We start from the raw sequence: 15,328 nt of genomic DNA on the forward strand, positions 1-15,328 counted from the left end.
ATTGCATTCCTTTAGAGAAGGCAGGTGAGTGTGCGGGCGGCAGGCGATTCTTTCCCATGCACCACGCTGACGGTCAAGCCAGCCGCCAATCGAGCTGCCGATTGCATTGCGAGGCATTTTCTCATCTGAGGTGCCTCTGGCAATGGTGTCAATTTGATCTCGTGCTTGTCGGTCAGTTCCGTTAAGTCTGCCGAATGGCCAATAGAGTGGCTAAAGCAAACGATGGCTGGATACTTCACTTAATATTTCCCATTTGCAGGTGTATCGTATTCGCCCTTCACCGCCAGCCATGCTGGCAGCTTGATTGCGCAGAACGCGAGGTACCCGCACCGATGTCCTTCACCCGTCGACAAATGCTCAAGGGCCTGACCGGCCTGGTTGTGGTTGGCCTGGGCGCCGGTGGCGCGGCACGTTACTGGCTGGGCAAGGTCGAGGACGACAACGCCGGGCATGACTACGAGCTGATCGCTGCTCCCCTGGACGTCGAGCTGGTGACGGGCTTCAAGACCGAGGCCTGGGCCTTCGGCCCTTCGGCGCCAGGCACCGAGTTGCGTGTGCGCCAGGGCACCTGGCTGCGGGTGCGCTTCATCAATCACCTGCCGGTGGAAACCACCATCCACTGGCATGGCATTCGCCTGCCGCTGGAAATGGACGGTGTGCCCTATGTGTCGCAACTGCCAGTCAAGCCGGGCGAGTACTTCGACTACAAATTCCGTGTGCCGGACGCCGGCAGCTACTGGTACCACCCGCATGTCAGCAGTTCCGAAGAGCTGGGCCGTGGCCTGGTCGGCCCGCTGATCGTCGAGGAGCGCGAGCCGACCGGCTTCCAGCATGAACGCACGCTCAGCCTGAAGAACTGGCACGTGGACGAGCAGGGCGCCTGGTTGCCGTTCAGCATCCCGCGTGAGGCGGCGCGCAACGGCACCGCCGGGCGCCTGATCACCATCAATGGCCAGGCCGATTCGGTCACCGAGTTGCCAGCCGGCCAGGTTGTGCGGGTGCGTCTGCTTAACCTGGACAACACCTGGACCTACCGCATCAACCTCAAGGGCAACTGCGAGGCAAAAATCTATGCTCTGGACGGCAATCCGGTAACCCCGCGCCCATTGGACGATGACTACTGGCTCGGCCCAGGCATGCGTATCTGCCTGGCTGTCCGTATTCCTGTGGAGGGTGAGGAGATCTCCCTGCGCGACGGTTTCGTGCGCCTGGGCACCCTGCGTTCGGTTGCCAGCAACGACGCGCCAAGTGACTGGCCGCCGGCGCTACCGCCCAACCCGATCGCCGAGCCGGACCTGGAGAATGCCGAAAAGCTCAACTTCAATTTTGAGTGGGCGGCGAAAGTCTCGGTCACTACGGACCAGGATAAGCCGTCGAGCATGTGGCAGATCAACGGCCAGGCCTGGGACATCACCGACAAGACCTGCGCCGAGCGCCCCATTGCCACGTTGCAGAAGGGCAAGAGCTACATCTTCGAGCTGAAGAACATGACCCAATACCAGCACCCGATCCACCTGCACGGCATGAGCTTCAAGGTGATCGGCTCCAACCGTCATGACATCAAGGAGCCGTGGTTCACCGATACCTACCTGCTGGGCAAGAACGAGCGCGCCCAGGTGGCGCTGGTGGCGGATAACCCGGGCACCTGGATGTTCCACTGCCACGTCATCGACCACATGGAAACCGGCCTGATGGCCGCGATCGCGGTGGTCTGATGCGCCCGCAGATCATCGATCGCAGCCGCGATCAGGAATTCATGCGTCTGGCCCTGGCCCTGGCCGCCGAAGGTGCGGCCATGGGCGAGGTGCCGGTGGGCGCAGTACTGGTGCAGCATGGGCAGGTGATCGGGCAGGGCTTCAACCGGCCGATCATCGACAGTGACCCCAGTGCGCACGCCGAGATGGTGGCCATTCGCGCGGCGGCGAAATCCGCCAGTAACTACCGGCTACCCGGCAGCACCCTGTATGTGACCCTGGAGCCGTGCAGCATGTGTGCGGGGTTGATCGTGCATTCGCGGGTGATGCGGGTGGTATTCGGTGCGCTGGAGCCCAAGGCGGGGATCGTGCAGAGCCAGGGGCAGTTCTTCGGGCAGGGTTTCCTGAACCACCGGGTGATGGTGGAGGGCGGGGTGCTGGCGGAGGAGTGCGGGCAGATCCTCAGTGACTTCTTCAAGGCTCGCCGAGCCAAGTCTTGACCTGTTCCGGCCCCTTCGCGGGCACGCCCGCTCCTACAGGTACACCGCAGGCCTGAGGAGATTGATATTCCTGTGGGAGCGGGCGTGCCCGCGAAGAGGCCGGTGCAGGCCTACATCGGCGGCGACTGCTCCGCCGGCTTGTCCTTGTTCACCCCGGGCACATGCAGGCTGCCCTCGGCCACCTGGCCTTCGAGCTGCGGCTGGGTCACCCAGGTGAGGATGTCGTAGTAGCGACGGATGTTGGCCACGAAATGCACCGGCTCGCCGCCACGTGCATAGCCGTATTTGGTCTGGCGATACCACTGCTTCTGCGACAGCCGCGGCAGCATCTTCTTCACGTCCAGCCACTTGTTCGGGTTGAGCTTCTCGCGCTTGGCCAGGGTGCGGGCGTCTTCCAGGTGGCCGGTGCCGACGTTGTAGGCAGCCAGGGCGAACCAGGTGCGGTCCGGTTCCTGGATGCTGTCGTCGAGCTCTTCCTTGATCTTCATGAAGTACTTGGCGCCGCCCTGGATGCTCTGCTTCGGGTCCAGGCGGTTGGACACGCCCATGGCCTGGGCGGTGCGCTGGGTCAGCATCATCAGGCCGCGCACGCCGGTCTTGGAGGTGACCTCGGGCTGCCACATCGATTCCTGGTAGCCGATGGCGGCCAGCAGGCGCCAGTCCACCTGCTCGACCTTGGCGTAGCTCTTGAAGTGCTTCTCGTACTTGGGCAGGCGCTGCTGCAGGTGCTGGGCGAAAGTGTAGGCACCCACATAGCCCAGGACGTCGACATGGCCGTAGTAGCGGTCCTTCAGGCGTTGCAGGGTGCCGTTCTTCTGCGCCTTGTCGAGGAACTCGTTGACCTCGTTGAGCAGGCTGTTGTCTTCACCGGCCGCCACCGCCCAGCGCTGGTCGCGGGTGTCGCCCAGGTCGAAGGCAACCCGCACGTTGGGGAAGTACACCTGGTTCATCGCCAGCTCGTTGGAGTCGACCAGGGTCAGGTCGATCTGGCCTTCATCGACCATGCGCAGCAGGTCGACCACCTCGACGGCGTCGGATTCCTCGTATTCCAGGCCCGGGTACTGCTTTTTCAGCTCGGCCAGCTGGTCGGCATGGCTGCTGCCCTTGAGCACCATGATCTTCTTTCCGACCAGGCCCTTGGCGTTGGTGGGGCGCGTGCGGCCGTTGCGGTAGATGACCTGTGGGGTCACTTCCAGATAAGGGTGGGAGTACCTGACCTGGGCCTTGCGCCGTTCGCTGGTGACCAGGCCGGCCGCTGCCAGCACCGGGCCGGAGGGCTTGCCGAGGCTGTCATACAGATCGTCGAGGTTGTCGGCGGTCTCGATCTGCAGCTTCACGCCCAGATCTTCGGCGAAATGCTGGACCAACTCGTATTCGAAGCCGGTTTCGCCGTTGCGGTCCTGGAAGTAGGTGGCCGGGCTGTTACGGGTGATCACGCGCAGCACGCCATCCTCCTTCACGCGCTCGAGGGTGCTGGGTTTTTCAACGCAGGCACCGAGCAGCAGAAAGAGTCCGGTTGCGAAAAGCCATCTGGCGCAACGCTGGCGCAAAGCAGTGTGGGCGAACATAGGTTTCAGTATACGCAAAGGACTGGCCCAACCATATCTCGACAACTGTTAGCTTGTCTGGTAGCGCTTTATGTGCAATGGCGGCCCAGTCCCCTTGTAGGAGCGGCCTTGTGTCGCGATGGGGCGCGCAGCGGCCCCCAGATTTTAAGCTCCGCCGCAGATATCCCTGGGGTCGCTGCGCGCCCCATCGCGACACAAGGCCGCTCCTACAGGGCGCTAGGCAGGTGTATTTTTTTTGACCCGCAAGTCCGGTTCCGCCGCCCGGCAGCCGTGGCTTAGAGCGGGTGCCGAAACCCTTCGAATTAGGCTAGAATGCACGGCCTCTAAGCACACCCCTTCCTGAGGCTGTCCCGACGATGTTGATCCTGCGCGGCGCTCCTGCCCTTTCTGCCTTTCGCCACGGTAAATTACTCGAGCAACTGAGCCAGAAAGTCCCCGCTGTTACTGGTTTGTATGCCGAATTTGCCCATTTCGCCGATGTCGACGGCGAGCTGACCGCCGACCAGCAGCAGGTGCTGGGCCGTCTGCTCAAGTACGGCCCGAGCGTGCCGGTACAGGAGCCGAGCGGCCGCCTGTTCCTGGTCGTGCCGCGCCTGGGCACCATTTCGCCGTGGGCCAGCAAGGCCAGCGACATCGCTCACAACTGCGGCCTGCAGTCGATCCAGCGCCTGGAGCGCGGTATTGCCTACTACGTTGCCGGCAGCCTGAGCGAAGCCGACGCCGAACTGATCGCCGCCGAGCTGCACGACCGCATGACCCAGCGCGTGCTCGGCCAGCTGGAGCAGGCCGCTGACCTGTTCAGCCATGCCCAGCCCAAGCCGATGACCTCGGTGGACATCCTCGCCGGTGGCCGTGACGCCCTGGCCAAGGCCAACATCGACCTGGGCCTGGCCCTGGCCGAAGACGAGATCGACTACCTGGTCAACGCCTTCCAGGGCCTCAAGCGCAACCCGAACGACATCGAACTGATGATGTTCGCCCAGGCCAACTCCGAGCACTGCCGCCACAAGATCTTCAACGCCAGTTGGGACATCGACGGCCAGGCTCAGGAAAAGAGCCTGTTCGGCATGATCAAGAACACCTACCAGATGCACAACGAAGGCGTGCTGTCTGCGTACAAGGACAACGCCTCGGTGATCGTCGGCAACGTTGCCGGCCGTTTCTTCCCGAACCCTGAAACCCGCCAGTACGGCGCGGTGCAGGAGCCGGTGCACATCCTGATGAAGGTCGAGACGCACAACCACCCGACCGCCATCGCCCCGTTCTCCGGCGCCTCCACCGGCTCCGGCGGCGAAATCCGCGACGAAGGCGCGACCGGCCGTGGCGCCAAGCCCAAGGCTGGCCTGACCGGCTTCACCGTGTCCAACCTGCGTATCCCGGGCTTCGAACAGCCGTGGGAGCAGGCCTACGGCAAGCCTGAGCGTATCGTCGACGCCCTCGACATCATGATTGAAGGCCCACTGGGTGGCGCTGCGTTCAACAACGAATTCGGTCGCCCGGCCCTGACCGGCTACTTCCGTACCTTCGAGCAGGCCATCAACACCCCGCACGGTGAAGAAGTTCGCGGCTACCACAAGCCGATCATGCTGGCCGGTGGCATGGGCAACATCCGTGAAGACCACGTGCAGAAAGGCGAGATCACTGTCGGCGCCAAGCTGATCGTGCTCGGCGGCCCGGCCATGCTGATCGGTCTGGGCGGCGGCGCCGCTTCGTCGGTGGCGACCGGTGCCAGCTCGGCTGACCTCGACTTCGCTTCGGTACAGCGCGAAAACCCGGAAATGGAGCGCCGTTGCCAGGAGGTCATCGACCGCTGCTGGCAGCTGGGCGACAACAACCCGATCGCCTTCATCCACGACGTTGGCGCCGGTGGTATCTCCAACGCCTTCCCAGAACTGGTCAACGATGGTGGCCGTGGTGGCCGCTTCGAACTGCGCAACGTGCCCAACGACGAGCCGGGCATGGCCCCGCACGAAATCTGGAGCAACGAATCGCAGGAGCGTTACGTGCTGGCCGTCAGCGCCGTCGACTTCGAGCGCTTCAAGGCAATCTGCGAGCGTGAGCGTTGCCCGTTTGCCGTAGTGGGTGAAGCGACTGAAGAGAAGCACCTGACCGTAAGCGACAGCCATTTCGGCAACACGCCGGTAGACATGCCGCTCGACGTACTGCTGGGCAAGCCGCCACGCATGCACCGTTCGGTTACCCGCGAAGCCGAGCTGGGCGATGACTTCGACCCGAGCAAGCTGGACCTGGACAACGCCGTTCAGCGCGTCCTCAGCCACCCGGCCGTGGCCAGCAAGAGCTTCCTGATCACCATCGGCGACCGTACCATCACCGGCCTGGTAGCCCGTGACCAGATGGTCGGCCCGTGGCAGGTACCGGTGGCCGACTGCGCCGTCACCGCCACCAGCTTCGACGTCTACACCGGTGAAGCCATGGCCATGGGCGAGCGCACCCCGCTGGCTCTGCTGGATGCCCCGGCGTCCGGCCGCATGGCAATTGGCGAGACACTGACCAACCTGGCTGCCTCGCGCATCGAGAAGCTGTCCGACATCAAACTGTCGGCCAACTGGATGTCTGCCGCCGGCCACCCAGGTGAAGACGCCCGCCTGTACGACACCGTCAAGGCTGTCGGCATGGAGCTGTGCCCGGAGCTGGGCATTACCATTCCGGTCGGCAAAGACTCGATGTCGATGAAGACCAAGTGGAGCGACGAGGGCGTAGAGAAGAGCGTTACCTCGCCAATGTCGCTGATCATCACCGGCTTCGCCCCGGTCACCGACATCCGCAAGACCCTGACCCCGCAACTGCGCATGGACAAGGGCGAGACCGACCTGATCCTGATCGACCTGGGCCGCGGCAAGAACCGCATGGGCGCTTCGATCCTGGCACAGACCTACGGCAAGATCGCTGCCCAGGCACCGGACGTCGACGACGCCGAAGACCTGAAGGCGTTCTTCGCCGTGATCCAGGGCCTGAACGAAGATGGTCACCTGCTGGCCTACCATGACCGTTCCGACGGCGGCCTGGTCACCACCGTGCTGGAAATGGCCTTCGCCGGCCACTGCGGCCTCGACCTGCACCTCGACCCGCTGACCGACAGCAAAGGCGACGTGCCGGCCATCCTCTTCAACGAAGAACTGGGCGCGGTCATCCAGGTTCGCCAGGATGCCACCCCGGACGTACTGGCACAGTTCAGCGCCGCTGGCCTGGGTGAAGGCTGCGTCGCGGTGATCGGCAAGCCGGTCAACAACGGTGAAGTGTCCATCAGCCTGAACGGCGAAGTGCTGTTCGACGACGACCGCCGCATGCTGCAGCGCCAGTGGGCCGAGACCAGCTACCAGATCCAGCGCCTGCGTGACAACGCCGACTGCGCCGACCAGGAATTCGACCTGCTGCTCGAGGAAGACAACCCGGGCCTGTCGGTCAAGCTGGGCTTCGACGTCAACGACGACATCGCCGCCCCGTACATCAAGAAGGGCGTGCGTCCGCAAGTGGCCATCCTGCGCGAGCAGGGCGTCAACGGTCAGGTCGAGATGGCAGCCGCCTTCGACCGCGCCGGCTTCGCCGCCATCGACGTGCACATGAGCGACATCCTCGCCGGCCGTGTCGACTTCGAGGCCTTCAAGGGCCTGGTCGCCTGCGGTGGCTTCTCCTACGGTGACGTGCTGGGTGCCGGTGAAGGCTGGGCCAAGTCGGCGCTGTTCAACAGCCGCGCCCGTGACGCCTTCCAGGCCTTCTTCGAGCGCACCGACAGCTTCGCCCTGGGCGTGTGCAACGGTTGCCAGATGATGTCCAACCTGCACGAACTGATCCCGGGCACCGAGCACTGGCCGCACTTCGTGCGCAACCGCTCGGAGCAGTTCGAGGCGCGTGTGGCCATGGTCGAAGTGCAGAAGTCCAACTCGATCTTCCTGCAGGGTATGGCCGGTTCGCGCATGCCGATCGCCATCGCCCACGGTGAAGGCCATGCCGAGTTCGCCAGCGAAGAGGCACTGCTGGCTGCGGACATGTCCGGCTGCGTGGCCCTGCGCTACGTCGACAACCACGGCAAGGTCACCGAAGCCTACCCGGCCAACCCGAACGGCTCGCCGCGTGGTATCACCGGCCTCACCAGCCGCGACGGCCGCGTGACCATCATGATGCCGCACCCGGAGCGTATGTTCCGTGCCGTGCAGAACTCCTGGCGCCCGGATGAGTGGCAGGAAGATGCCGCGCTGATGCGTATGTTCCGTAACGCACGGGTGTGGGTGAACTAAGGCGTGTACAAGCTCGCCTTCTTCGTCCCCGCCAGCCACGTCGAAGTGGTCAAGGCCGCTGTGTTCGCCGCTGGTGGCGGGCGCATCGGTGACTATGACCACTGCGCCTGGCAGACGCTGGGCCAGGGCCAGTTCCGCCCGCTGGACGGCAGCCAGCCGTTCCTCGGGCAAACCGGCCAGGTCGAGGCGGTGGAAGAGTGGAAGGTGGAGCTGGTGGTGGCTGACGATCTGATTGCCCAGGTCGTCGCTGCACTCAAGCAGAGCCACCCGTACGAGACGCCAGCCTACGAAGTCTGGCGGCTTGCCGAGTTCTAGACTGCATCAAGGCTATTCGCGGGCAAGCCCGCTCCTACAGGAATATCGCAGTCATAAGAACCTGTGATATCTCTGTGGGAGATTCTATGGTTTTAGGGAAGTTTTTTAAGCGGCTTTTGACCGATACTCATCTCCGCTTTTCAGTAGGGCAAATACTACTCGCGCCAATTTGCGTGCGAGCATGACAAGCGATGCTGTCGTGCTAAAACCACGTGCCAGGCGCTCTTCGTAGTACGATTTCCATACTGCCGTGCGGCATGCCGACATGGCTGCGTTGTGAAGGAGGCGTCGAGCTTCGGGGTCTCCTCGCTTCGTGAGCTTGGATTGCCCTTTTTTCTGCCCCGACTGCGCAATCCTCAGATCCATACCCAAAAAGGCGATAAACGCATCCCCCCCGCTGAAGTTGCCACGCTGAAACGTCGCAGTCAGGCGTGCAGCCGTTAGAAAACCAATCCCCTCGACCTTCATGCAGCGCTTTACCTGAGGCATCAGTCCGGCCTTTTCCAGCAGACCCTTGATCATCTTCTCCACCAGCAGCTCAAGCCGCTGCATCGCACGCAGATGTGTCTTGAAGGCGGCTCTAAGTAGCGGTTCATTAGCCCATCCCTGAGACAGGCTGGTTCGTGCCTGGACCAGTCCCGCACGTCGCCGAAACAGGCTCAGAAGTTGTCGATAGATAGCCGGTGGCGGCGCCCAAGGCGTAAGGTCCTGTCCTTCGTTCTTCAGATAGCGGGCCAACAGCTGGGCATCAATTGCATCTGTCTTAGCGCGTACGTTGACGCCTTTGCGGTAATGGCTCAGGGCGTAACCATCTACCACGTAGATCGTATGCCCAAACTCAAAGGCCAGATCCGTAAACAGAACGTGATAGATGTTGGTCGCCTCGATGGCCACGGACATCGCACCCGAGAGGCCTTTGAGCCATTTCTTAATAGCTGCTTTGGTATTGGGGATTGCTATGAGCTCTGCTGATTCATCGTCCCAGATGACCAGTTCCGCTTTGGCCACATCCACGCCAATCAGCCGCTTTGAATCAGCAACCACCATTGCCATGAGCAACTCTCCTCGATAGTGTTGAAGCACTTGAAGGGTCACCCAGAGGCGCTGGCTTGTGTCTTTCGTCGGTCTGAGCCCGGAAGCATTCTTTATCGGCGCTTGGGTGAAAAGGGAGGAGGGGCGAGATCTCCCACGGTCTGTACTGCGCTAACAGTCAGAAGCTGGCTTTGTCCCTCCTCCTCCCTTCAAGTCTAACCATACAAGCTGGCTTGCCGGCGATAGGGCCCTACAATCCAGCCACAATCTCCTTGCCCTGCCCAGGCCGCTTCAACCACCCACAAGCCAGCAACCCCACCTCGAACAGCACCCACATCGGCACCGCCAGCATCGTCTGTGAAAACACATCCGGCGGCGTCAGGATCATCCCCACCACGAAGCAGCCGACGATCACGTAGGGCCTGCTGCGCCGCAATGTAGCCACATCGGCCAACCCCACCCAGACCACGATAAACGTCGCTACCGGGATCTCGAACGCCAGCCCGAACGCCAGAAACAGCGCAAGGATGAAGTCCAGGTACTGGCTGATATCGGTCATCATCGCCACCCCCTCCGGTGTCACGCTGGCAAAGAAGCCGAACATCATCGGGAACACCAGGAAAAAGGCGAAGGCCATGCCGGCGTAGAACAGCACGATGCTCGATACCAGCAACGGCAGGGCAATGCGCCGTTCACGGCGGTACAGCCCCGGCGCCAGAAAGCCCCAGGCCTGGTGCAGCAGTAGTGGCATGGCGATAAACACTGCGCACATCGCAGTCAGCTTGAACGGCGTCAGGAACGGCGAAGTGACGCTGGTGGCGATCATGCTCGCACCTTCCGGCAAGAAGCGCCGCAGCGGTTCGGAGATCAGCGTGTACAACGTCTGGGCGAAGGGGAACAGGCCGGCGAACACCAGCGCCACCAGCGCCAGGCAACGCACCAGGCGTTTGCGCAGGTCGCGCAGGTGTTCGGTCAGCGGCATGCTCGCCACCGGATCCATGGCAATGCTCATGAAAGGTTTTCCTTGGGGGGCGCGACCGTGGCCGCATCATTGGCCGGCTCCGCTTTCAGGCTGATGCCTTGGCGGATCTCCTGTTCCAGGCGCTGCAAAGGCGTACTGTCGAGATTGGGTAGCTCGACAGCGGGCAGTTCGATCTCCCGCTCCACCTGCCTGCGCAGGGCGTGCATGGCCCTGCGCGCCTGGCCCAGGCCGCGCCCGAGGGTGCGTGCCGCCACCGGTAGGCGCTCCGGGCCTAAAACCAACAGCGCGACGATGCCGACCAGCAGCAACTCGCTGAAGCCTACCTCGAACATCAGGGCTGACGATCCGCTTGCGGTTGCTGCGTACCCTGACCTGTCAGCGGGCACTGTTGCTGCACCTGCGTATGCGCTGGGGGAGTGGCGTCGGTGTCACCGCCCATGGACTTGCGAAAACCCTGGATCGCCTCGCCCACATCGCTACCCAGGCCCTTGAGGCGCTTGGTACCAAACAGCAGGAATACGATCAGCAGTACGATCACCAGTTGCCAGATTCCAATGCCACCCATTGCGACCACTCCTCTAAGGTCATGAAAAGGAAAGACAATCCTGCCGCGCGCAGATGACGTACACATGACGAACGGTCACTGCCATCTACCTGCAACACCGGGCGTGTTGACTGGCGTCTTTATTCGGCGACAGAGGCAGGCAAGGATGGGTGGCAGGCAACAGCAGGGCGTGGCCCTGTTGATGGTGATGGTTGTGCTGGCGATGCTGGCGGCGGGCATGGCCTGGCTGGTGGAAGATGGCCGACGCCAGGTCGATGATGTGCGCCTGTTGCACCAGCGGGTGCAGGCGCGCGCGATGGAGCAGGCCGGCCTGGCCTATGCCGAGCAGGCCCTGCGTGACCCCAGCTGGCGGCTTAGCCCGCTGTTCTGGCAGGCCTTGCGCGGGCAGCCGTTGAACTACGATTTTGGCGCCGGCCAGGCGCAGTTGCGGGTGCGCGACCAGCACAGCTGTTTCAACGTCAATGCGCTGCTTGGCGCTGACGGCGAGCGTGCTGCGCGCCAGTTGCGTTACCTGCTGGGCGACGACATGGCTGCCGAGCGCCTGGTCGATGCCCTGGCCGACTGGCTGGATGCCGACAGCGATGCCCGCCTGCAGGGCGCCGAGAGCGCCCAGTACCTGCGCCAGCAACCACCGCGCCTGGCTGCCAACCAGCCGATGCTCGATACCAGCGAGCTGAATCTGCTACTGGAGCCGGACGCCAGCCGCCAGGGCCGTTACCCGATGCTGTGCGCCTTGCCGCAGACCACCGGCTGGCGGCTGAATGCCAATGCCCTGGGGTTGGAGCATCTGCCGTTGCTGGAGGCGCTGTATGAAGGGCGTTATCCGCGCTCGTTGCTCAGCCGCATCATCAGCGGACGGCCGGCGTCGGGATATGTGGATGCAACTGCGCTACGCCAGGCCCTGGGGGCGGTGGATGACGAAACTTTCGAACGCTTGAGCGAAGGGCTGCTGCTGAACAGCGGGTATTTCCTGTTGCAACTGTCGTTCGCGGAGGAGGGGCGGGTGATACGCAGCGAGTTCCAGGTGGAGGCATTGGGGGTGGTGCAATGGCATGCCCGGCTACCGGCGCAGCAAGTGCGGGTGCGTAGCCGCGAGCCGATAGCCTGGTAAGGCTTGAAATAGCCGGGGCTGCTCTGCAGCCCAATCGCCGGCAAGCCAGCCACATACGGGAATTGCACGGTATTCAGGACCTGTGATCGTGAGCTGAAACCAGCCGCGTGTACTGATAATCTTGCTAGTTGCGCCTGGCCTCGGAAAGACCAAAACTTTCAGCTCGCCGTCTTGCGAGGCCAAACTTTGTGTCAGTAGCTCTGCGTGCCTATTGCCCTTACGGGCACCACCAAAACCAAGGTAGCTCGGCATTCATGCTTGGCTACAATGGTGAGCGAGAAGACTGCCGTTCCGGCACCTACCTGCTAGGCAATGGTTATCGGGCTTACAGCCCAGCCCTGAGGCGATTTCTTTCACCTGATGGCTGGAGCCCTTTTGGTGCAGGCGGACGAAATGCTTATAGCTATTGCTCAGGAAATCCAGTCATGGGGTCGGATCCAAGTGGTCACGCGGATCTAAGCGGTCTGCGTAAAGTACCGCAAAAGCTATTGAAGCAACCGCGAAGGGCAGGGGCCCAACACGCTCAGCGGCAGACTGCAGCACAGCGTGTGGAGGCACTACGTGCCAGACTACAGCGGCAACAAACACAAGCCGATATGCCCACACAAGCTGTTACGCAAACACTGAGAAACCCTATGGCTCAGCGGGGTACAGAGTATCTGGCTAACCGTCGTGCACCAGCAGGTAGTACAGATCAACAGCTGCCATCGGCCAACGGGGTTCGAACTCCGCCCCGCCATGAAACTGCGGGACCACAGCTACTTGACCTCGATCAGGCAGAGTCTCTGTATCAGCAACTTATTGACATTAATCGGCACGAACAAGTCTTTAGTCAGAATATTTCATATGTGGCAGAAGGCACCGAACTACGTTTAGATTATGAGCGAACCATGTCCAATATCAGAGAGCGCGCAGACCAAATCCGTAGTCGACTTGGTGTTGACGCACTCAGTTGGTTTCACTTCTGAGGAAATGGTTTGCCGGTGATTGGGCAGTTCCACGGGTACCGCGCAGCAAGTGCGGGTGCGTGGCTCAAATCCAATAGCCTGGTAGGGTAGCCGGGGCTGCTTTGCAGCCCATCGCGACACAAGGCCGCTCCTACAGGGGAATGCGATCCCTTGTAGGAGCGGCCTTGTGTCGCGATAGGGCCGCAAAGCGGCCCCCGTGCGCAGATCGATCAGGCGGTGCCGATCTCCCCGCCATCGATACGCTGGATCACCACGGTCGCAGCCCGCGGCCTTACCGTGGCACCTGCCGGGGTGGCATCGGTGGCCTTGTCGGTATACGGCCAGTTATCCGGGTGCTGGATGTTGACGAACAGCGTCTTGTTGTCCGGCGTAAAGGTAATCCCGGTCACTTCGCAGCCATTCGGTCCGACGAAGAAGCGGCGCAGGTCCACCTGGTTCTGCGCGTTCACCGGCACCTGCTTGCCGCTGGCATCCACCAGATTGGTGGGGATCACTGCCAGCAGCTGGTCGTTGGTGTAGTCGGTCACGGTGCTCTCGCCGTTGTCGGTCTCGAACCACAACACGCCACGGCTATCGAAGCTCATGCCGTCCGGGCTGGCGAACTGGTTCAGTTCGGTCAGGCCGGAGCGGTTGATGTCGGCGGTGCCCGCAGCGTTGGCGCCGAACACGAAGATGTCCCAGGTGAAGCTCAGCTGGTCGTCGCTGTCGTGCCAGCGGATGATGTGGCCGTGACGGTTCGGGCCGCGCGGGTTGGCTGCATCGACCTTTTCCGGGGTGCGCGCGCTGTTGTTGGTCAGGGTCAGGTACACGTCGCCGTTCAGCGGGTTGACCGTGGTCCATTCCGGGCGGTCCATCGGCGTTGCGCCCACCGCATCGCCAGCACCACGGGTGTTGAGGATGATGCCCGGCAGGTCGCCATACAGCGCACCCAAGGTGCTGCCGCCAGTGGTCGCAGTGCCTACGTCCAGCAGCAGCCAAACGCCAGTGCCGTCGGCATTGAAGCGGGCCACGTACAGCTTGCCCTGGTCAAGGTACTTGGCGCCGGTGGCCAGGCGGTCGGCCGGGTTGGCGTCGGCGGCGTCCCACACCGCGGTGGAAACCCACTTGTACAGGTACTCGTTGTTCGAGTCGTCACCCATGTACCAAACCAGCGGCTTGCCAGCGACGGGCAGGCCCGGGGCGCAGCCTTCGTGGCGGAAACGGCCCAGCGCGGTGCGCTTGGTGGCCAGTGTGGCGCTGTTGTACGGATCGATCTCGACGATGTAGCCGTAGGTGCTGGCTTCGTTGCGGTAGTCGTCGGTAGCGCTGGCGCCTTTTACGGTGACGTCGAAACGGGCGAACTCATCTGCCACTTCGCTGCTGTCACCGGCTGCGGTTTCCCACTTGTACTGGCCGCTGGAGGTACCCACGCCAATGCGGCGCTGGTCTTCAGGGCGGGTACCTTTGTTGACGAAGATGCCTGGCCAGTTCTCTTCACAGGTCAGGTAGGTACCCCAGGGGGTGTAGCCGTTGCCGCAGTTGTTGTTGGTGCCGCGGCAGTGGGTGCCGTCCGGCGAATACTTGGTCTTCACGTGATCGGTGCCGCGCAGGGGGCCGGTTATTTCCATGCGCGAGGCGGTAGTGAAACGGCGGTTGAGCGGGTCGTTGTCGACCACCTGCCAGCGGCCGCCGATTTTCTGCAGGCGCACCACGCCGGCGCCGTGGGCGTTGATTTCCTTGCGCACTTCCTCGACCGGGCGCTTGCCGTTCACATCGGTGGTCGGGCCGGCCGGGTGCAGGGCGGCGGTGTCGATGTACTCGAAGTTGATCGCCAGCAGGCCGTCTTCGGAGCTGCCGTTGATGGGGAAGAAGTGCATGCCATCATGGTGCATGCCCATGGCGTTGGCCTGGTCGGTCGAGGTGTTGCTGCCGTCGGATTTCCACGGGTTGCCATTGCTGTTGATCGGCGTGCCCCAGGGTGCCAGCACGTAGGCGCTGTAGCCGGCGGCTACCACACAGGCGTCGGTGCGCGAGCCCGGAATGGACTGGAAGCCCAGGGCCAGTTTCGGCACTTCCGGCTCAGTCACGGGGGGCTCGGTCACTGGCGGTTCGGTGACCGGGTCATCGTGGTCGGAACCCCCACCGTCGAAGCAGCCTGTCAGGCCGGTACCGGCAATCATGGCGATGGCGGCGCCCAGGCTGCCACGCATCACGCTGCGGCGGCTCAGGTAGGCGTCCATGACGCTGGCCATCGGCAGGTTGCCGCTTTGGTTCCGGTCCAGGTTGTCGCCGGTATCTCGACTCATCAGGGTGTCCTTATGTTGGCTGAGTTGGAGGAACCGCGACTTTAGTGCGCAA

The 15,328-nt window shown here is 62.7% G+C and carries 11 protein-coding genes and 1 pseudogene; 6 read left to right on the forward strand and 6 right to left on the reverse strand.

The genetic code is table 11. The annotated features are described in order from the left end of the window. Positions 1–332: 332 nt before the first annotated feature. Positions 333–1,715 carry a multicopper oxidase family protein gene (locus KDB76_RS05970; protein ID WP_013971156.1) on the forward strand — a complete coding sequence of 461 codons (1,383 nt, stop codon included), beginning with the start codon at positions 333–335 and terminating at the stop codon, positions 1,713–1,715. Continuing rightward, positions 1,715–2,194, forward strand: coding sequence for a tRNA adenosine(34) deaminase TadA (gene tadA, locus KDB76_RS05975; protein WP_013971157.1), 480 nt, complete (start codon positions 1,715–1,717; stop codon positions 2,192–2,194). The genes KDB76_RS05970 and tadA overlap by 1 nt, the downstream gene beginning before the upstream one ends. 110 nt (positions 2,195–2,304) lie before the next feature. Here tadA and mltF read toward each other — a convergent pair whose 3' ends face one another. Continuing rightward, positions 2,305–3,762, reverse strand: a complete 1,458-nt coding sequence (gene mltF / locus KDB76_RS05980; RefSeq protein ID WP_038408780.1) for a membrane-bound lytic murein transglycosylase MltF — start codon at positions 3,760–3,762, stop codon at positions 2,305–2,307. 356 nt (positions 3,763–4,118) lie between these two features. Here mltF and purL point away from each other — a divergent pair, with 356 nt between their 5' ends. Then, on the forward strand, positions 4,119–8,018 hold the full coding sequence (gene purL / locus KDB76_RS05985) for a phosphoribosylformylglycinamidine synthase (RefSeq protein WP_013971159.1): 3,900 nt from the start codon (positions 4,119–4,121) through the stop codon (positions 8,016–8,018). A 3-nt stretch (positions 8,019–8,021) separates the two neighbouring features. Further along, positions 8,022–8,333, forward strand: coding sequence for a YqfO family protein (locus KDB76_RS05990; protein ID WP_013971160.1), 312 nt, complete (start codon positions 8,022–8,024; stop codon positions 8,331–8,333). 105 nt (positions 8,334–8,438) lie between these two features. Here the strand turns inward: KDB76_RS05990 and KDB76_RS05995 are convergent, their stop codons facing one another. From KDB76_RS05995 to tatA, 4 genes are all read right to left on the reverse strand, one after another. Then, entirely contained in the window at positions 8,439–9,386 is a 948-nt protein-coding gene (locus tag KDB76_RS05995; RefSeq protein WP_038408539.1) for an IS110 family transposase, read from the reverse strand. A 229-nt stretch (positions 9,387–9,615) separates the two neighbouring features. Continuing rightward, complete coding sequence (gene tatC, locus KDB76_RS06000) at positions 9,616–10,377, reverse strand: twin-arginine translocase subunit TatC (protein ID WP_013971161.1); 762 nt, start codon at positions 10,375–10,377, stop codon at positions 9,616–9,618. Next, on the reverse strand, positions 10,374–10,679 hold the full coding sequence (gene tatB, locus KDB76_RS06005) for a Sec-independent protein translocase protein TatB (RefSeq protein WP_024086372.1): 306 nt from the start codon (positions 10,677–10,679) through the stop codon (positions 10,374–10,376). Before tatB ends, tatC begins: the two co-directional genes overlap by 4 nt. Then, entirely contained in the window at positions 10,679–10,912 is a 234-nt protein-coding gene (gene tatA / locus KDB76_RS06010; protein WP_013971163.1) for a twin-arginine translocase TatA/TatE family subunit, read from the reverse strand. Before tatA ends, tatB begins: the two co-directional genes overlap by 1 nt. Before the next feature lie 145 nt (positions 10,913–11,057). Between tatA and gspK the strand changes: the two genes are divergently transcribed. Together gspK and KDB76_RS29680 are read left to right on the forward strand one after the other, a co-directional pair. After that, a complete protein-coding gene (gspK, locus tag KDB76_RS06015) occupies positions 11,058–12,023 on the forward strand; it encodes a type II secretion system minor pseudopilin GspK (protein ID WP_024086373.1) in 966 nt (321 codons plus the stop codon). A gap of 260 nt (positions 12,024–12,283) precedes the next feature. Beyond that, positions 12,284–12,472, forward strand: a pseudogene (locus KDB76_RS29680) (RHS repeat-associated core domain-containing protein); the annotation flags it as partial. A gap of 728 nt (positions 12,473–13,200) precedes the next feature. On the opposite strand, the gene KDB76_RS06025 reads toward KDB76_RS29680, so the two are convergent. Further along, positions 13,201–15,276, reverse strand: coding sequence for a PhoX family phosphatase (locus tag KDB76_RS06025; RefSeq protein ID WP_013971165.1), 2,076 nt, complete (start codon positions 15,274–15,276; stop codon positions 13,201–13,203). Positions 15,277–15,328 lie beyond the last annotated feature (52 nt).

Origin of the sequence: Pseudomonas sp. JS425 (assembly GCF_018223845.1) — a bacterium.
GTDB lineage: Bacteria > Pseudomonadota > Gammaproteobacteria > Pseudomonadales > Pseudomonadaceae > Aquipseudomonas > Aquipseudomonas asiatica.